We start from the raw sequence: 20,902 nt of genomic DNA on the forward strand, positions 1-20,902 counted from the left end.
TTGTAGTATTTTGGTTAAAAAATCATCAACAAGAATTTATTTTTATGATTTTAGTGGGTTATTGGATATGGTAAGTCGATTCAAGGGAAGTGTTATTTCACGAGTTTCTTTTGCCTGCTGTCTTAGTTTATTTATTTTTACTTGTAGCCCTGTGGTTTTTGCTCAACCCAAGGCGGGAAGTAGCATTACTAACATAGCGAGTGGTGACTTTTATGATGAGCAAGGCAACTTGCAAGTCATCAACTCCAATCCCGTTATCCTCACAGTTCAGCCTATTTACTCATTGAGCCTGCAAAGCAATCAGCAGAATATCGGAACTATTGGCAGTAAACTCAATTTTCCTCATGTACTCACCAATACGGGAAATATTGCTGATAGCTATAAAATTACACTGAATCAACTTACAAATGACCAGTTTGATCTAGAAAATATCGCAGTTTATGCGGATCGGGATCAAAATGGTGAGCCTGATGACAATAATAATTTACTCAATAATGCAATTCTGAATTTAGAAGCAGGTGAGTCTGTGGCTGTGGTTGTGGTGGGAAGTATTCCAGTCAACAGCATTAGCGCAGGTCACGTTGCAAACTTTACTTTAACTTCAACCAGTCAACTTGATTCAGGTAATGTGTCTGCCACTGTCTCAGATGTTGCAAAAGTGGTTGATGATGCGGTTATTCAGGTCACAAAATCTCAAAATATCAGTACAGGTAAAACAGGCACAGAAGTTACCTATACATTTACCTATAACAATACGGGGACTGCACTAGGTCAACTATTTGTCCGTGATACTTTGCCGAGCAGTGTAAGTTACCAAGCTGGAACAGCTATTTGGAATAATGGCGCAAGTACATTAACAGATGTAGATAATGACAATGAAGCAGGCAGTACTGCTGAGTCAGTTATGAACTATAAATATGCGGGTGGTGAGGTGGAATTTAAACTCACAGGCATTACTGCGTTAAGCAAAGGTACATTTAGTTTTAAGGTAAAAGTTAATCCGAATGCAGCGGAAAAAATCAATAACACTGCTAACTATAAACAGTATAAAAATAATACAACTATCTTGTTAAAAGATACATCAACCAATACCGTTATTTTTACAGTTCAGCAAACCTTAGGGGTGATACTGAATAACTCTTCTGTTGGAAATACTGATGGAGGAACGAATGACTTGCTCACCAAATCAAACACATTTACTGGTGCAGCCAAAGAAATCCAGTTTGATAATTATGTTTGGAATACAGGACAGGCGACAGACAGCTATAATTTAAACATTACAAAAAGTGCAAATGTCCCAAGTTGTGCAGTCACACGCTTATACCAGTCCGATGGGCGTACTTTACTGACAGATAGTAATGCTGACGGTATTATTGATACAGGTTCGATGGCAGCAGGCGCATCGAAAAAAATTGTGCTTGGTGTTTATTTCCCTGCCAATTGTGTTACAGCGACTAATGAAATACTAGATTTTGATGTTAAGGCAACTTCAGTTACAGATACAGCAATTACCAATAGTACTCGTAATCGATTAAACAATACCAATACCGCAGGTTCTAGTGACTTGTACAATAATGATAGTTCAGGAACTGGTATAGGTGCTGTTACATCACCTGGTGGACAGGCATGGGTAAATAAATCAGCAGTTAGGGGTGGAACAGCCGTATTTCCTTTGGTTGTAGAGAATAAGAGTACGGTAACGAATAGCTATAATTTATATGCTTCGGTTGCTGAAATTGATGTCAATAATATCAGTACCAGTTTTCCTGCCCAGTGGATAGTGAAATTCTATGATACGAGTGATGATTGCCAAAGCCTAGGAAATGTAATCAGCAGTACTGGCAATGTAGCAGCGGGTGCAACCAAAAAATATTGTGCTGTTGTCACTGTTCCCACTAATACAGACTTGGCTAATCTTCCTATTTGGTTTGCGATAAAATCCCCAATGAATGCACAGGCGGATAGTATTAAGGACCAAGTTGATATTATCCAGAGACAAATGACACTGGCAAATGATCGGCAGGGTCGGGTCAATATTGGTGGCACAGTTGTCTATCTACATACCTTAAAGAATACAGGAACTGTGGTTGAGGGGAATGCAGTAGGCCAGATCACGTTTAGTGTTATTCCGCAAAACCCAAATGATACCTTTACTTATACTTTGTATCATGATGCCAATAATAATGGCGTGATTGATGCGACTGATCCAATGATTAATGATTTATCCATCATTACAGGTGGTTTAGCGCCGCAAGCTTCAATTCAACTTCTCTTAAAAGTCCAGGCACCAACAACGGCAACCAATGGTATGTCTAGTGTGGCGAATATTGTGGTGAAAGCAAACAATACCATTCAGGGGCTGACCTTGGATGATTTACAAAACACTGACTTGACCACGGTAGATCCAACCCAGTTACGTTTGACCAAAGAGCAGGCGAAAGATGAAAACTGTGCCTTAACTTTAGCTACGGTAAGCAGTGCAACCTACGGAAGCACACCACTTCAAGTAAAACCAAATCAATGTGTGAGCTATCGTTTAACCATTAAAAATGAGGGCGCCACCCCAGCTAGTAATATTGTGATTAATGATATTGTGCCTGCTTACAGCCAATTACGTAGTGGTTTACCACCATCTATTAGTCAAGGCACAATCGCTGTAAATAACGATCAAATTGCAGGCAGTGTGGGATCGCTTACACCACAAGGTCAGGCTTCCATATACTTTTCTATTCGGGTAAGCCCATAAACAGAGCGGATATTAGAGCATGAAGATGATCAATACACTAAATAATAACCGCCCAAAACTGTTTAATTGGGTCTTGACCTTGCTGTGCATGTTGATGGTCCAGCAATCGGCCTGGGCTGCAACCAACTCGATCATCAGTAACATGGCAGTTGGTGAATATAGCGAAGAGGGCTCAACGGTTGTACAGGTGGCGCGTTCAAATCTTGTCCAAACCACGATTTTGCCTGTGTACTCATTAAATTTGGTGGCAGCCAATAACAAAACAGTAGTGGCGGGACAGACAGTTTATTTTAACCATATCTTAACCAACACCAGTAATGAGACAGATCAATATACTTTCACTGTAAGCAATAATCCCACTGGTGATGATTTTGATTTTGTGAATAGTAGCCTGATGGTTTATCTGGATGCCAATAATGATGGTATTCCCGATGGATCAGCGATTACAGGTTATACATTGGGTGCAGGTCAGTCAGTTGGACTAATTGTTGCAGCAAGCATACCGAATACGATTACCACAGGAAAAGTTGCAAATTTAACTTTGATGGTGACATCTGCGAATGGCGCGAGTGGAACAAATAGCAATGTTGACAAGGCAACTGTAACTGACCAGTCAACTCTGATGGTGCGTAAAAAATTCTCTCAAATCACTGCTGCAAATGGTGATGTGGTCACCATACGTCTGGATTATCAAAATCCAACAAACACAATTGTACCAACGGCAACCTTGACTGACACGTTAGGAAGCAATTTAACCTATGAAGTAAATACTGGTAAATGGAATGGCGTAACTGTATATGATGCAGTGGGGGGAACAGCCGATCCAACAGGAATTAATTATAGTGTCACCTCGAATGTTGTTACCGCAACCCTAACCAATATTCCAGCGAATACGATTGGCTATATCGAATTTAATGTAAAAATTAATAAAAGCATTGCAGGGAAAATTGAGAACGTCATTAATGTAACAGGGCCAACGACAGACACAAGTAATACAGCAGTTGTAAATGTTGCTCCAGTCTATGCTGTCAAAATGAATGGTAGTGCAAGCAACGTCAGTGATAATACCAATACCATTACGGCCAGTGCGGTTCCCCAGGGTGGTGAACTTAAATTTACCAACTATGTCTGGAATATAGGGAATACCACAGATCGTTTTAACCTCACTTTAACTAACAGTACATTTCCAGCAGGTAGTCAAATTGAGTTGTATCGTGCGGATGGTGTGACACCATTATTAGACAGTAATGGTGATGGTATTCCTGATACGGGATTATTGGCTGCCAATAGCAGTGTTCCTGTTGTGGTCAAAGTTCGTTTCCCAAGTAGTTATGCAGTAACCACAAATACACCTTTTGAAGTTACACCAAAGGCACAGTCTTTGGGTGATGGCACTAAAACTGGCACAATTAAAGATCAGGGTAGTTTAAATCCTACTCTGGTCTCACAATTGGTGGATTTAACCAATGCTGATAATACAGGTTCGGGTAATGGTGCGGTTGATAATAGTGGCGCTGCATGGAAAACCATAACAGTAAAATCCAGTGATAATGCTGTGACTGGCGGACAGGTAATTTTTCCATTAACAGTGAAACATACAGGTGTTGGAACAGAGTATTTGCTCAGTGCAAATGCCAGCAGTGATTTTTCTAGCCTGACTTTACCCGCAGGCGTAAACCGTGTGCGTTTTTATGCATCCACAAATGGTACAAACTGTAGTGGGTTGGGTAATGAAATTGGTAAGACGATTTATTTAAATAATGCGGAAACCCAACTGGTCTGTGCGGTTGTTGAAGTGGATAAAGTCAATAAAGACGTGACTGTACCAATTTATTTCCGTGTGATCTCAACCAGCTTTGTTGGTACGGGTAACCCTGCTCAGGACATGATTAAAAATGCTGTAACGATTCAAAGTGTCAATTCCGTACCCCAATTGGAATTTACACCAGATTTACGTGGTCAGGTCGCACCCTTGGGCACAGTGGTCTATCGTCATTTACTAACGAACCCTGCTGCTACAGACTTTACGGGGAGCTATGGTTTTATCATCAACAATAGTGAGTCTAGCTTTAACAGTGTGCTATTTTTGGATGTCGATGGAGATGGCAAGTTCAGCAGTGGGGATTTAAATATTCGTACATTGGCGGACTTACCAGGTGGCAAAGTGGCAGCTCATGAGCAAATTCAACTGCTACTACAGGTCACGAATGTTGTAAATAACAATGTCAATCAGGCGAATACAACAGTTGTGAACTTAACAGATAGTAGCAATCAGGTTATTGCTTCTATTAAAGATGTGACCACAGTCAAGCAGTCACAATTAACCCTGACAAAATTGCAGGCACGTGACTTTGATTGTAATGGCACAGCTGATGAGTCCTATACCACAAATAGTCTAAATATCGGTAAACAAGCAAATGGACAAGGTCAGTGTGTTTTGTATAAGGTGATTTTAACCAATACAAGTGCTACTGCTTTGAGTACTGCATTTACTTTTAGAGATATGACGCCAGCCTATACAGTTTTATCTCAATCGCCTATCTGCACATCATGTAGTGGTATGACGGCTCCCACAGTTGGTAATGCTGGTACGGTTTCAGGAACACTAAATAGTGTGGCTGCAAATCAAAGTTATGAATTTAATTTTGGGGTACGCTATGTTGGACAATAATCAAAATATACATAAAAAAATATACGAGTTCAGTATGCGATATTGTGTTGCTTTATGGGTACTCATAGCGACTTGTCTGATTAACCAGAGTATTTTTGCTGTTACATTTGATTCAACACCTGCTACAGCTCGTTTTGAAGTTACGGGTACAACACAATCACCGATTGTACGTGGTGGATCAGGAACACAAGTCATTACAGTTCAGAACAAAGGACCTGATAATTCAACAAATACTGTTGCAACAGTAAACGCAAGTTTATCTACAGGTGTAACAATTGCTTCGGTGACCTCATCTGTGGGATCTTGTTCTGGGAGCGGATCTGGACCTTATACGTGTAGTATAGGTTCTGTAGCGAATGCGGGAACCTTTACTTTAAGCATTACCTATAATGTAAGCCTTGCTGCATCTGTTGGAACAGCACAGCAAATAGCAGTGAGTGTAAATAGTAATCAATATAACCCAGGTAGTGGTGCAGGGGAAATGTTGCACAATGCTTGGGGTGCGATTGGTGCTGAAACAACAGCTTCACAATATGGCGCATTTTGGGTTGGGCGGACGAGTACCACGGCAAATTGTAATACAAAATCATCTTCTTGTTTGTTAGGTTCTGCCTCGGAAGAATATGATCCTTTATTGTCAGCTTGGCCAAAAGATCAGGTCAATCCTACAGGGCAATATTTGAATAGTGCCGCAACAAGTAATAATAACGATACTTATTTTACTAGCGGTACTACAAATCCAACGGTGAGCCAAGTTGTACCGAATATTAGTACCTATGCGTATAAATCATTAGTTTTAGGTCAAGGCAGTAATTTTGTAAATAACCGTCGTGCATGGCAGTTTTCAAGTTATGTTTATATCCCAGCTTCAACCACCAGTGTTTCCCTTTGTGTGGGCACGAGCGGTGCAATGATTGATGATGGTGCTTATATAACGTTAAAGAAATCAACGGATAGTACCCGAACAGTAGTTCAAAGTCCGCGAGATTCTTATGATAGTGCCAATGCTTATGTTGTCACAACGACAGGTTTGAGTGGTGGTTATTATGAATTGGTTTATCGTATGGTTAACCAAAATAATGTGAGTAGTGGTGAGCATGCACCAGGTCAATATGGTGCGGTTGGTATGTCATTCAATGGAGGGGCTTGTACTGATGCAAATTTACAAAATGCCTTAACAGCAGGTTTCCCTGCATATATTAGTATTGTTAACCCGGACTCAGATTTAGCGATTACTAAAACAAATAATACCAGTCTTGCTGTTGGTGGCACATCAACTGATTATATTGTGCGTGTAACAAATAATGGTCCTGATGCTGCTGTAGGTGCGATTTTAAAAGATGCTGCGGTAGCGAGCTTAACTAAAACAGCGATTGCATGTAACACAATTGCAAGTAATAAATGTACTTCTGGTACAACACCAACCATCACCGCGATCGAGTCGGGTTCAGGCTATACTTTACCGACTTTGGCAAATGGTGAGTTTTATGAGTTAAAAATTACAGCTACGGTTGCAAATACAAGTACACTAACTTCTGTTAGTAATACGGCGACTGTAACAGCACCAGCAAATACAACAGATTCTGTATCAACCAATAATAGTGCAACAGATACGGATAGTATTCGAGCGCGTATTCGAATTGCAAAAATCTCTAATAATGGATTTGGTTCTTTTGATTTTACGGGACTGACCAATTTACAAGATAGCAGTGGTAATAGTGTAACAACGGATACGGTGACTACTACAGCCAGTGGAAGTGCAGTTACATCTAGCAACTCTCTCTATAGTTCAAATTTAAATAATGCAGTTTTGATAAGCGAGACCATTCCTGCCAACTATAATTTAAGTTCTGCCAGTTGTATTGATAGTAATGCAGCGAACTCGGGAAATCCTGCAACAGCATTTGGTACATTGTCATCCGGTCAATTGACGATCCCTGCTGCAAATATTGTGGCGGGTGCAAATATTGTTTGTACATTTACCAATAATCGTAAGAGTGCAACTTTCCGAATTTCAAAAGCTTGGGGAGCCAATAGTATAAGTGGTAATGTTGCTCAGATTGCAGCAACAACTGGTTTGACGAATAATACCAGTGCATTAACGAGTACAGCTCCAACCAATGTGAATGGTTCTAGTGTGACTGTATATGCGGGAGAAACAGTTACTTTGCCTGCAGAAACAATGACTACAGGAAATATCAATAATTATAATACGGTATTGTCTTGTAGTGCAGGAGGCGGGGCAACGGCAAATAGTCTTTCTGGTACAAATGGTCAGAGTAGCAACTCTTTAACTGTTGGTGCTGGTGATGAATCTAAATTAATAACATGTACCTATACCAACACCCGTAAGAGTGCAACGTTGACACTAAGAAAGACATGGACGAATGCCAAACTCAATGATGCAGCGACAGTTAGTGCGACAGGCTTAACTAGCTTAAGCTCAACAGCGGATACCGCAAATGAAACAGATGCAGGCACAGCACAAACTGTTTATGCAGGTGATGTGATTACACTGTCAGAAACGATCACAACAGGTGCAGGAAACTATACAGCTGGCTTAGCATGTACAGGGAATACAACGGCCTTAAGTGGTTCGCAACTGACAGTCAATGCTTCAGATAGCTCAGTGGTATGTACCTATACCAACATTCGTAAGAGTGCAACACTTACCTTAAGAAAGACATGGACGAATGCTAAGATTGCGGATTCTGTGACGGTTAATAGTGCAGGGTTTATTAATAATGCTTCTGTATCTTCGGTTGTAACAACTTCTGGAAATGACACAGCAACAAGTACTGTTGTGACAGTTTATGCTGGAGAGGTCGGAACAATTGTTGAGAATTTTATAGTGGGTAATCCTACGGATTATAATTCATCATTAGCTTGTTCTGGGACAACTGGATTAGTAGGTAATTCACTCACAATAAATGGGAATGATACAAATGTACTTTGTGTTTACACTAATAGTAGAGTGACTCAAGTTATAATCTCTGGCAAAGTGTTTAATGATAATAGCGGTACAACAAATAACATTACTAATGCTTACAATGGTATCCAAGATAATGGTGAGCTTGGAATTGCGAATAGTTTAATTGTTCTGAATGACTGTAACTCAGCACAAGTAGCTACAATGAAGACGAATGCTAATGGTGAATATAGCTTTAGTGTTAATCAGAATTTATTACCATCATCTTTTTGTATCGTTCAGCAGAATTTACCTGAATATATTTCTGTCAGTGCCGATAGTATAGAGGTAGCAAAAACAAGTGCGACCAGCTATCCAAACAATAACTTTGCTGATGTTAAACTCAATGTACTTTTAACTGAAGATGGACAACATACTATTACCGCAGGTGAAGTGACTGATTATCCCCACCGTTTAAGTACCCAGGCCCCTGTTTGGGTAACAAAGTTGGAACAAACCCAATCAAACTCAAGCAATGATCAACCTTGGCAGGCATTGGTTTACCAAGACACCAACTGTAACGGTACCGTTGATACAGGTGAAACAGTGTTTGATCCAACAGCCTCAGGTACTGTGTTGTTGCAACCAAACACTGATATCTGTCTTGTACAACGTGTATTTGCACCGACCAATATTTTTGCTGGTGCACAGCATATTGGAACGCTACAGGCAAGCTATGCTGTGAGTGCATTAAACCTCACAGACCAGAAAACCCAACAACGTCAGGATGTGACACTTATTGGTAGTGCAGGATTAACACTGACAAAAAAAGTACGTGCAGTGACCAGTTGTTCTTCAACTCCATCTGATTCTTCAGGCTTTTTAGTGAATAACGAAGCCACAAAACAGCAAAATCTGGAGTATGAGATCACCTATAAAAATAATAGTGTGAAGAACCTACAGAATGTCAAAGTAAAAGATAGTTTACCAACTGGTACTAATTTTGGCAGTCTAAGTTGCGGCCTAACACCAAGTGGAAATACTTGTAATGCAACACGTTCTGGAGAAGTTCTTGAATGGACTTTAACAGGTTTGCTAAAACCATCAGCCACAGGAACTTTAAGATTTTGTGTTAGTCAGTAAACAGAACCTATCACAGATCGGTAGGTTGAAAAACGTGCAAAGGGCTTCGGTGAGGAAAGATGGTATGGAATTTGGTTTGGCTGAAAGTAATACAATATTTTTTGTAAAAGTGTGAAGTAAATCAAACAAATTTGTTGATTATTGATATACTTTTATAAAAAAAAGTTAACGTTTTTTTGGATGGTAAGTGTACTGTTCAAAAATAAAAGAGAAGACTAGGAATAATTGAATGGCGTATTTGAACAATATGTACAAGAAATGTTTGCTTGGTACTGCGGTTCTTGTTTTGGCTGGAAGTGTATTCGCTGAGCCTAAAACGACAAAAGAGCCCGTTTCAGTAGAACTCAAAACTTTCCTGATCAGTGCAGGCACTGATGGGAAACCAACTTCAAAGCTGGTGACCAAGGTAAAACCCAATGATGTGATTGAGTATCGGGCAACCTATACCAATAACACCACTGGAAAAATCAAGAATCTGGCAGCGACTTTACCGATACCTGTAGAAACTCAATTTTTGGCAAAGTCTCAGCCAGAAAATGCTGAAGCAAGTACTGATGGTACACATTTTGCCCCAATGCCTTTAAAACGCAAAGAGAGTAATCAAATGGTGAATGTACCACTGAAAGATTATCGTGCATTGCGTTGGACCATTGCGGAACTTCCAGCTGGAAAGTCTGTGACGGTTTCTGCTCAAACACGCGTAAACAGTGAAAAAACAAGTAATTAATTGGCATTTTACGTATAAGGGGTAAAATAGTGTCAAATCGTCTACAACTCACACAGCTAGCGGCTTCCATTGCATTGGTTGCTGGTAGCGCTGCTTTTGTTTCATCTGCACATGCCGCTGCGCCAGCAGCAGGTACAAATATCAGTAACGTTGCATCTGCAAGCTATACTGATAGCACAGGAAACACTAAAACTGTATCTTCAAATATTGTGACCACCACAGTATTGCCAGTTGCAAGTTTCAAGTTGATTGCTGACCGAACAGCAAATGCCAATGCCAACAACCAGGTTTCTTTATCACACACCTTAACCAACACGGGTAACGGTAGTGATACGTTCACGGTAAATGTGGCGGATGTTACCTCTGGTGACCAATATGACTTCAGTAATTTAAAAGTTTATCTTGATGCCAATAAGGATGGTGTTCCTGATAGCCAGACTCCTGTAACAAGTGTTACCTTGGCAGCAGGTGAGTCGGTGAACTTAATTGTTCAGGCAACCACTCCAACAACTGGTGCAGGTGGTGCTGCACTTTCTGCTGGTGATTTGGGTAAATTAACCATCACTGCACAAAGTACTTTAGACAATACACTCACAGAAAAAAATACAGACACCGTTAAAATTACCAACGGTGCAGTGATTAGTGTGATTAAATCTGCCAGCGTAACGGCGATTGATGCGACCCAAGCTAGTCCAACCGCTCGTGAAGTTGAATATAAGTTGGTTTACCAAAACACAGGTAACACAACAGCAACTGATGTTACAGTTACGGACTTGTTACCTGCTGGTTTAACTTATGTTGCTAATTCTGCAAAACTTGCTGGCGTGGCACAAACTGATGGTGTTGATGCTGATGGTTATAAGTTTGTTGAAACTACTCCTGGATCTGGTAAGGGTACTGTAACCTTAACGATTCCAACTCTAGCACCAAATACGACAGGTACGTTAACCTTTAAGGTTCGCGTAGATCAAAATACACCAGCAGGCGTGATCAGGAACACTGCATATGTTGACCCAGATGGTCCATCAGGTCCAGAAGGGGATACGCCGTCTAACCCGAATGACGTAAATATCTTAAGCATCAAAAAAGGTACAATCAATGATAACCAAAATGATGCTTACGCAGATGCGGAAAAAACTTCTGCAACCGCAAAAGATAACCAAATTGTCATTGCTTCAATCAAGCAGGGTGAAGTTGCTGAATTTAGCGCCACTGGTCAAGGTGGTGAACCAATCGTTATTCATAACACGGGTAATGTGAGTGAAGAATTTACAGTAAGTGTTGATAAAGGTACGGATGGGGCAGGTGGTTTACCAGCAGGCAGTATTATTACCTTATATCAAGCTGATGGTGTAACACCATTTATTTCAACAGGCTCTATCCCAAGTGGTGGTACGTATAACCTTGTTGCAAAAGTAACATTACCTGCAAGTTATTCAACATCATCTGCTATTAAAGCCATTTTAACCACAAGTCCTAAGTCTGATGCAACCAAGACAGATAAATTGGACTTGGTAATTAGTCAGGTAACGCCTGCAACTGTTGACTTACATAACGGTGATGCTTCCGATACGAATGGTTCAGTGCCAGGTGCATCTGGTAAGGATACTGGCTTAGATATTGATGTTCGTAGTACCAAACCAAATCAGGCTGTGAATTTCCCACTTCAAGTTGATAATTCTGGTGTAACAGGTGATAACTTTAATCTAGGTATTGATCCTGCACACGCATTACCAGCAGGGTGGGATGTTAAATTCTATGTGGCTGATGGTAGTGGCAACCCAACAGGTGCACCATTAACCAATACAGGTAATATTAATGGTGGCAGCAATATTAAACTTGTTGCTGTGGTAACGCCTCCTGCCAATGCGCCAGCAGGTGACCAACAAGTTTACTTCAAGGTTTCTTCGCCAGCGACAGGCTTAAGCGATGTGATGGTGGACAAGGTTACAGTTCAGGCAGACCGTAAGTTAAGCCTGCAAAATGACCGTATTGGTCAGGTTGCACCAGGTGGTACCGTTGTTTATAAACATACCTTAACCAATACAGGTAACATTGATGAAGGTGCAACAACAGGTAGCTTGCCATTTACCTTGACCAACGATCAGTCTGGTAATGGATGGGTAACAAGCTTGTTTATCGATGTGAATAACGACGGTAACATTGATGCAGGCGATACCTTGGTTACAGGTAATGATTTAGCAGCGGTAACAGGAGCGATTACACGTAATACCTCCGTGAACTTACTCATCAAGGTTCAGGCACCAAGCAATGCAACCCCTGGAACACCAAGCTCAGTTATCTTCACCATTAATCCAACAACTGTGGGTGGTGTTGCACATGCAAGTATTTCTAATACTGACTTGACCACAGTGACTGAAGGTCAGGTGCGTCTGGTTAAGGATCAGGCTCTGGTTGATTGTAAAACGGGTACAGGTGCAACTTATACACAGAATACTGTTAGTGCAAAACCAGGCGAATGTGTGAAATACCGTATTGTTGCGACCAATGAAGGTAATGCAACCGTAACGAATGTGGTGATTAGCGATAATACGCCGTCATACACTACCTTGAAAGCAATCACAAGTGTGTCTCCACTTGCAACAAGCGCAACATTACAAAACACAGCAAGTTATGTTGATGGCTATACAGGTACTGTTTCAGCAGAACAGTCGCCTTTAGCACCAAATGCAAGTGCGACATTAGAGTTTGTGATTAAAGTGAATCCACTTACACCATAAGCTTTATTCATTCACTTGAAATGAAAACAAATAATTAGAGATGTGAACATTTGCCTAGGCAGGTGTTCATCTCAAATAAATTTTTGAATTTTTTAGACTATTTAGTTGAAGGGTAAGCGCTGTGCTACAACAGAAGCAATCTAACGCATTCCATAACATGACATTCATGTTATCAACGTTGACAGTATCAATATTGTCAGCGCAGTACGGTTATGCAGCGAATATGCCTGAAGTGGGTAGCTCTATCCAAAATATCGCCTATGCAACTTATGTTGCACCCGATGGTAAATCCCAACAATCAGTTTCAAATACCGTAGAAATCAATGTTTCTGCTCTTTACGCAATTGCTTTAACTACTCCACCAGTTCAGGAAATTGAACCAAGTACCCGTGTGATCTGGGCCAATACTCTGGTCAATAATAGTAATGCTCCTGTCAATGTACAGCTAGAAGCATTAACAATAAATGAACTAAGCAACGTTAAAATTTATGTAGATACCAATAAAAACGGTCAATTCGACACCGATGATCAACAACTGACAACCAATGTTGCCTTGGCGGTAGGCCAGAGCGTTCATTTGTGGGTCGTTGCAACAGCAAGTGCGACATTGACTGAAAGTCAGCAGTTAAATTTACCGTTAAAAGCAACACTTGTTGAAGATAATAGTGTAATAGCAACGGCTACAGATAGTGCCATCAACTATGGACCACAACTGGTTGCAACCAAAGAGGTTGTCCAGAAAACTTTTGAGCCATCAGCCAATGCCAGCTATGACCTTAACTATACTTTGGCCATAACCAATCAAGGTAAAAAAGCGGCAAGACCAGTGGATGTGATGATCGATGGTCAGGCACAGAAAATGGTGCTTTTAGTTGATGATCTGCCTGCCAATACAACATTTAAGTCTGCACAGTTAAAAAATACGCAGGCCAAGGTTTTGTATAAGCAAACAGGCAATAACTATACAACGACCTTGCCAAGTGATTTAAGCAAGGTTGATCAATTGGTGGTTGGCTTTCCACAAATTGAGGCTAATACAACTGAACAAGTCGATCTTACGGTTACAATGAATCGTAACATTGCCAAAACAACGGTTAAAAATACCTATAAAGTTTCGTATGCAACCACAAATAGCCAAAAAGAGGTATTGTCTAATCCTGCTTTAACCGTGGTAGGTGGTCTTGCAGCGATTAATAATAAATCTGGTGATTTCCAAAATGTCTTGACTACAGGCAGCGTGAATAAACCACTTTATCTTGAAGCGCAAAATGCCAGCTGTAATGCAGACCGTTATACTGCCGACAAGGTGAAAATTAAGATTAAATCAGCCAAGACAGGTGATCTTGAAGAAGTCATTGGGGTAGAAACTGGGCCGAATACAGGCGTATTCCATTACACGCTACCAACCGCATTTGCGGAAGTTGGGGTTTCTTATGATGCGTTATTGCAGACCATCAAACGCGATCAGGTACAGGTTAGCCTGACGGACTGTCTGGATGCACAGGGTAATTCAACCCAGACATTTACCGATATTAGTACTCAGGTGCTTATTGACCCATATGGCACAGTGTTTGATGCCAAGACAGGTTTACCTGTGGCGGGAGCAACGGTCACTTTATTAGACCAGAATGGCCAGCCAATTGCGGACAATATTGCATACAAACTTGATGAGCAGACTGGAGAGCTGGTTACAATTCCAGCCAAGCAGATCACCAATAGCGAGGGTAAATTTATTTATCCCCTTGTTAAAGCAGGAACCTACAGTTTTGTTGTGGATACAACCACAATTCCTGGAAATACACGTTATAGTTTTGTCAGTGATAAATCGGTTTATCCAAGTTTCCCTGCGGATAAGGCTGTTGATCTGGAATGGTCTTATGCTGGCAAATTCACCTTAAATAATGCTGATCCAGCACTTAATATTGATATTCCGATTGATCCTGATTTGACTGTGCCGACTTCCCCATTATTTGTTAAAAAAGTTGCGAGTAATAAAACGTCAGAAATTGGTGAATTTGAAGAGTATACGGTTACTGTTGCCAATCGTGGTGTGGTCGATTCTAAAGATGTTTCGATTACCGATACTTTGCCTAGAGGTTTTATCTATGTGCAAGGTTCTATGCGCGTTGATGGAACAAAAGTTGCTGACCCACTGGGCGGTAAAGGGCCTTATTTAAAATTAGGTTTAGGTACACTAAACCCAAGTAAGGAAGTTAAGGTTCAGTATCGCGTCTATATTGGTCCAAATGCCTTGAATGGTGATGGCATTAACCGTGTTCGGGCAAAAGATGGTCAGGGAATCGAATCAAACGAAGCATCTGCAAAAGTAGAAGTAACGCCTGGTGCAATGATCTCTGATGGCTTTATTGTTGGTAAGATTTTTACGGACTGTAACCGTAACGGGGTACAGGATACAGGTGAAGTTGGTGTGCCAGGTGTGCGTATTTACCTTGAAGATGGTAGCTATGTGGTGACTGACAGTGAAGGTAAATATGACTTTTATGGGATCAGTGCCAAAACCCACGTTTTAAAGGTTGACCGTACCAGTTTGCCAGCCGATTCTGAATTGGTGTTAATTGGTAACCGTCAGGCAGGTGATCCAAATAGCCGTTTTGTGGATTTAAAACGTGGTGAATTACATCGTGCCGATTTTGCAATTGCCAATGGCGCAGGACAATGCTCACAAGCCTTATTGCAACAAATTGCAGAACGTAAAAAACGTATTGAACAGGACAACACCAATTTAGAACAGATATTACGTTCAGACCTGACGATTGATCCAGTTTTTTCCAAAATGACCGATGTAAAAGGTCAGCCAGCAAGTGGTTGTATCTCGGCACAGGGAAGCAGGGCTAATTGTAACCTTGATTTTTCCAGAGAACAGGTTAAGGAATTGAAAGAGGTTGCTTTTGAACCAGAAAAATCTGTTGTTGCGTCTTCAGTTGCCTTGCCACTGACTGAAACATTGGCAGCAACTGAGAGTGTGCCAGCCGAATCCACGCAAGCGGCGAAAATGCTTAGTCTGGAAACAGTGCTGGAAAATGCTGCCAATAATCAGCTCGAAATTATTAACTTAAAAGATGGGCAACTTCTTGGCTATGCTCAAACGGCGGTTCAGGTTAAAGGTGCTGCTGGCACAGAACTACAACTGTGGGTAAATGGCACACAGGTTTCTGAGAAACGCATTGGTAAACGTGCAATATTGCCTGACTTGCAGGTTGCAGGTCTGGATTTTATCGGTGTCGATCTTGCTGTGGGTAAGAACAGTATTGAAGTTCGTCAAGTCGACATGATGGGCAATATTCGCGATACCAAACAGGTTAATGTGGTTGTGCCTGACCAAATGGATAAGCTGTTACTTGAGTCAGCCAAAGTACAACCGCAAGCCAACGGTCGTGATTATTTCAATGTAACCATGAAAATTGTTGACCGTAATGGCACATTGGTTTCTAGCCGTACGCCTATTACACTTGACAGCTCGATTGGTAAAATTGAGTTGACGGACCTAGACCCGAAACAAGCTGGTATTCAGGTGTTTGTTGAGGGCGGTACGTTGGTTGTACCAATACAGGCGCCAATCGAGGCTGGGGAAGGAACGCTGTCGGTTGAAAGTGGTATTTTTCATAGCAGTACCCCAGTACGTTTCTTACCTGATCTACGTCCGATCATCGCCGTTGGTTTGGTAGAAGGATCAATTAACTTTAAGAAATTTGACCCGAAACAGTTAAGCAATATCCGTTCGCAAGATGGATTTGAGGAAGAACTGCAAGAGATTTCATCATCGGACAATGGCAAAAGCAATGTGACAGGGCGTGCAGCCATGTTCCTGAAAGGGAAAGTCAAGGGTGAATATTTACTGACCCTTGCCTATGATTCTGACAAGGATAAAAACCAGCGCTTGTTCCGTGATATTCGTCCAGATGAATATTATCCAGTTTATGGTGACTCGGCAGCGAAAGGTTTTGATGCACAAACAACCAGTAAGCTCTACGTGCGTGTGGATAAAGGCCGTTCTTATGCCATGTATGGTGACTACGTAACACGTACTGAAAATGATGAGGGCCTGGCTTTAGGTCAATATAGCCGTTCATTAACAGGTGTTCGTGGGGCTGTCGAAACAGACCGCTATAAAGTCACGGCCTTTGCTGCGCAGACCAATACGCAACAGGTGACCAATGAACAACGTGCTATGGGGATTTCAGGTCCGTATAGCATGGGCAATGTCAATACCGATGATGTGCTTGCCAATAGTGAAAAAGTTGAGGTGGTGACCCGTGACCGCGATAATCCAGGCCTGATCATTTCGCGTAGCACTTTGGCACGTTTTACCGATTATGAAGTGGATACCTTTAGCAACAGCATTTACTTAAAAGATCCTGTACCAAGTGTCGATGCTGACCTGAATCCAGTCTATCTGCGTATTACAGTGGAATCTGAGCAGGGTGGGGATGAATACACGGTTGGTGGTGTGTCTGGTTCTGTAAAAGTCACAGATAAAGCCAAAGTAGGTGGTTCTTATGTGAAGAGTAATAATCCACTAACTCAAGATCAGTTAGCAAGTGTGAATACTGTCGTTAAATTTGCCAATGATAAAGGTAAATTCATTGCTGAGTTTGCCCGTTCTGAAAATATCAATGACGGTTTAAACTCTTTAACACAGATTAACACCACACCAGATGCAACAGGTAAATTGTCGGGGAATGCGGCTCGCGTTGAACTGAACTATGCCTATAAGAATATGGAGCTGAAAACCTACCATAATCAGGCAGATACAGGGTTCTATAACACTGCGGCACCAATCACCGCTGGACGTAAGGAAAGTGGTATAAAAGGGCGTACGCAACTGGGTAAGATCGGTTTGGCAAAACTGGAGGCCATCCGTACTGAAGATTTGCAAAGTGGTGTCAATCAGGGTGTTTCTGCCAGTATCGAACGTGCGATCAGCCGTATTGTCGCGGTTGAGCTGGGTCTCAAGTATTACGATGAGTCTAAGAATCCAGCATTGTTGGGGGCTTCACAAACAGCGCCGTATCATGGTTTAACCGCACGTACAAAAATCACCACACAGCTTCCTTGGCAGGGTTCAAATGTTTTTGCTGAATATGAGCAGGATGTTTCCGAAGCTGAGCGTCGTAATTTTGCCTTGGGTGCGAATTACCAGATTAATTCAAAACTACGTGCCTATGGTCGCCATGAGTTGGTGTCCAGTATTCAGGGACTGTATGACCTAAATAACAATCAGCGTCGTAATGTCACAGTGTTTGGTCTGGACAGTAAATATAACAATAACGGTACGGCATTTAGTGAATATCGTGTTCGCGATGGCATCAGTGCGCGCGAAGCTGAAGCTGCAATCGGTTTACGTAACCGTTGGGAACTGGAAAAAGGCTTCTATGCAACCACCAGTTTTGAACAGGTGAAGTCATTGTCAAAAGCAGATACCGATAACCAAAATTCCGATAACACTGCTGCATCTTTAGGTGTGGAATATCTGGCCAATCCAAACTGGAAAGCTGTTGCGAGAATTGAAGCACGTTGGGCTGACCAGTCTGACACCATCCTGAATAATCTGGGGATTGCCTACAAATATTCCAATGACGTGACTTTATTGGCGAAAAATGTAGTTAGCCTGACTGATAGTAAGAATGAAAACAGTGGTGATCGCCTGGTTGATCGTTTCCAGGTGGGGGCTGCCTACCGTGACACTGAGCACAATCGTTTTGATGCGCTGACCAAGGTGGAATACCGCTATGACAGTAACAAGTCAGATTTAAATAATCCATACTTAAAGCATGTCTATATTTTTTCAAATCACTTGAATTATCATCCAAGTCGCGATATTACCCTTTCAGGCCAATATGCAGTTAAAAATGTGGACACAACGTTCTCTGGTTTGGAGTCAAGTGGTATGACACATATGCTCAGTGGTCGGGCAATGTATGACATCAATGAACGTTGGGATGCGGGTATTCATACAGGCGTGTTATGGTCGAACATGAGTTCGGGCCGCCGTGTTTTGGTTGGGGGGGAAGTGGGCTATTTGCTGGCTGCAAACCTCTGGTTATCAGGTGGTTATAACTTCTCTGGCTATAAAGATGATGATCTGGTGGATAGTGACACAACTCTTCAGGGCGCATATGTACGCTTTAGATTCAAGTTTGATGAGAACCTGTTTTCTCGCAACAATTCTACCGTGAACGCTTCAAGAGAACCATAAAGATGAAATATGTCACACCTGCCTTGCGTCAATTTTATCGTGGTGCTGCAACTGTTGTAGTTTGCTGGAGCGTGATGGTTTGGGCAAAAAATCCTGATCATTTGGCTGCACCTGTTATGGCGCAAGATTCTCTAGATACTACAGCCCAGTCAGGTATTTATAATCCAAAAGATCAACAGGTTGCTGCCTTGCAAACACGTCTCGTTCCTTTTTTGAATGAACAGGGAATTGAACGTTATCATGCTGTCAAAGCAGCCGCATGGTTGACTTATGCAGCCCATGAGGGAAGTGAAAAAAGTGCAACGGTTGCGCGAAAAGAGGCCCTTGCCCAGGCGGAAATGATTATAGTGGCATTAGAGCAAGGTCAGGCTAAGCAGTTAAGTTTAACCACACCGATTCTGTCTACCTCAAGTGTAATGCGTCGGGATTTATGGGCAAATACTGAATTATTGAAACAGCATGCAGGTTTTTCCTGTGCCCAGTCTCAGATTGCACAGGCAGAGGTGATGCTGGTCTGGGCAGCCGCTGAACATTGTGAGTTGGGCTGGCGACATTCACGGGAGCTGTTTTTATCAGCACAGCGCTTAATTGATCAGGCAAATAGTCGGGCGTTTAGTTGCAGTGCAGATGTTCCTCAACAGCTTCCGAAAATTAGTTATCCATCTTTACAGGAACTGAATGGCAGTGAGCAGGGATGTCATGGTGTGGTCGGAACATGGCCGATTTGGTCGCCACAACAAAAAACAGTCATCTCTGAAACCTCAACCTTGGCAAGAGTCACCAACATAAGATACACTAAATAACATAATTGGTATGTTAGTAAACTCTATATATAACAGTTATATAGAGTTTTTATTTTGTGTGGTGTAATTTAATGTAGGGTGGGGTAATTTGATTTTTGGTCACTAATTTATTGTGATAATCAACAATAATAACCAACATACACATGCTTAATCTAAAGGTATTTTACTGACTGGTATAATTTTATGATGAGAGGGGGGTTGCCTGGGGCTACGGTTTCTGTTTTGCTTTTTGACGTAACACGTACAAATATAAGCTTTCTACTTTTTCACGTGCCTAGGGTGTGGTACGCAAGAATCGCAATGATGATTTAACACTTGGATCTATGCAAAAACATCTAACTTCAATTTTACGACTTAAACTGAACCGTACCGGGTTTGTCGGAGACTTTTTTATTTAAGTTAGGCCACCTGACCTAACGGGTTAATCTTGTCATAGTACATTGCTTCAAACTCAAAAGGTGATACAACCCAGTGCACTGTGTACACGCTTTTTATTGAACCAATCTACCCAGTTTAGTGTCGCAAGTTGTACATCTGCTAAACCTTGCCAATCTGCTTTTAGATATTCAATCACCTCTGTTTTGTATAAGCCATTCACCGTTTCAGCCAGAGCATTATCGTATGAATCACCAGTTGTACCGACTGATGCTCGTAAATTTGCAGCTTCTAAACGATTGGTATAGCGAATAGAAAGATATTGAACACCTCTATCGGAATGATGAATCACATTCTTTGGCATGCCTCGATCGTGCAATGCATTGCTCCAATGCATCGAGCACCATATCTGTATTCATTCGTGTAGATACTTTCCATCCAACTATTGCTCGTGAGAACACATCAATAACAAATGCGGTATATACCCAGCCTGAATGAGTTTGAATATAGGTAAAGTCACCCACCCATAGTTGGTTTGGATGATCAGCATTAAAATTACGTTTCACTAAAT

The 20,902-nt window shown here is 41.5% G+C and carries 7 protein-coding genes and 2 pseudogenes; 7 read left to right on the plus strand and 2 right to left on the minus strand.

Going from position 1 to position 20,902, the window contains the following annotated elements:
* Positions 1-67 precede the first annotated feature (67 nt).
* The 7 genes from FTV42_RS13070 to FTV42_RS13100 all read left to right on the plus strand — a co-directional run bounded on the left by FTV42_RS13070 (position 68) and on the right by FTV42_RS13100 (position 19,956).
* Entirely contained in the window at positions 68-2,746 is a 2,679-nt protein-coding gene (locus FTV42_RS13070) for a DUF11 domain-containing protein (RefSeq protein WP_180039021.1), read from the plus strand.
* A 19-nt stretch (positions 2,747-2,765) separates the two neighbouring features.
* Positions 2,766-5,417 carry an isopeptide-forming domain-containing fimbrial protein gene (locus FTV42_RS13075; RefSeq protein ID WP_180039015.1) on the plus strand — a complete coding sequence of 884 codons (2,652 nt, stop codon included), beginning with the start codon at positions 2,766-2,768 and terminating at the stop codon, positions 5,415-5,417.
* On the plus strand, positions 5,404-9,468 hold the full coding sequence (locus FTV42_RS13080; RefSeq protein WP_180039016.1) for an S-layer family protein: 4,065 nt from the start codon (positions 5,404-5,406) through the stop codon (positions 9,466-9,468). Before FTV42_RS13075 ends, FTV42_RS13080 begins: the two co-directional genes overlap by 14 nt.
* A 229-nt stretch (positions 9,469-9,697) precedes the next feature.
* Entirely contained in the window at positions 9,698-10,195 is a 498-nt protein-coding gene (locus tag FTV42_RS13085; protein ID WP_180039017.1) for a hypothetical protein, read from the plus strand.
* Positions 10,196-10,224: 29 nt separating this feature from the next.
* Complete coding sequence (locus tag FTV42_RS13090) at positions 10,225-12,936, plus strand: DUF11 domain-containing protein (RefSeq protein ID WP_180039018.1); 2,712 nt, start codon at positions 10,225-10,227, stop codon at positions 12,934-12,936.
* Positions 12,937-13,057: 121 nt separating this feature from the next.
* Positions 13,058-19,153: an SdrD B-like domain-containing protein gene (locus tag FTV42_RS13095; protein WP_180039019.1), complete on the plus strand. Its 6,096-nt coding sequence runs from the start codon at positions 13,058-13,060 to the stop codon at positions 19,151-19,153.
* A 2-nt stretch (positions 19,154-19,155) separates the two neighbouring features.
* Positions 19,156-19,956, plus strand: coding sequence for an OmpA family protein (locus FTV42_RS13100; RefSeq protein WP_180039020.1), 801 nt, complete (start codon positions 19,156-19,158; stop codon positions 19,954-19,956).
* Between the two features lie 208 nt (positions 19,957-20,164).
* Here the strand turns inward: FTV42_RS13100 and FTV42_RS13105 are convergent.
* Positions 20,165-20,314 (minus strand): annotated as a pseudogene (locus FTV42_RS13105) (VF530 family DNA-binding protein); the annotation flags it as partial.
* 41 nt (positions 20,315-20,355) lie between these two features.
* Positions 20,356-20,902 (minus strand): annotated as a pseudogene (locus tag FTV42_RS13110) (IS3-like element ISAba19 family transposase); the annotation flags it as partial.

The sequence above is a fragment of the Acinetobacter sp. YH16052 genome (assembly GCF_013417155.1).
Taxonomy (GTDB): domain Bacteria; phylum Pseudomonadota; class Gammaproteobacteria; order Pseudomonadales; family Moraxellaceae; genus Acinetobacter.

What these genes read in the sequence shown, in the direction of transcription:
- FTV42_RS13080 (WP_180039016.1), top strand. Translation starts at nt 5,404, where the DNA reads ATGTTGGACAATAATCAAAATATACATAAAAAAATATACGAGTTCAGT.
- FTV42_RS13085 (WP_180039017.1), top strand. Translation starts at nt 9,698, where the DNA reads ATGGCGTATTTGAACAATATGTACAAGAAATGTTTGCTTGGTACTGCG.
- FTV42_RS13070 (WP_180039021.1), top strand. Translation starts at nt 68, where the DNA reads ATGGTAAGTCGATTCAAGGGAAGTGTTATTTCACGAGTTTCTTTTGCC.
- FTV42_RS13100 (WP_180039020.1), top strand. Translation starts at nt 19,156, where the DNA reads ATGAAATATGTCACACCTGCCTTGCGTCAATTTTATCGTGGTGCTGCA.
- FTV42_RS13075 (WP_180039015.1), top strand. Translation starts at nt 2,766, where the DNA reads ATGAAGATGATCAATACACTAAATAATAACCGCCCAAAACTGTTTAAT.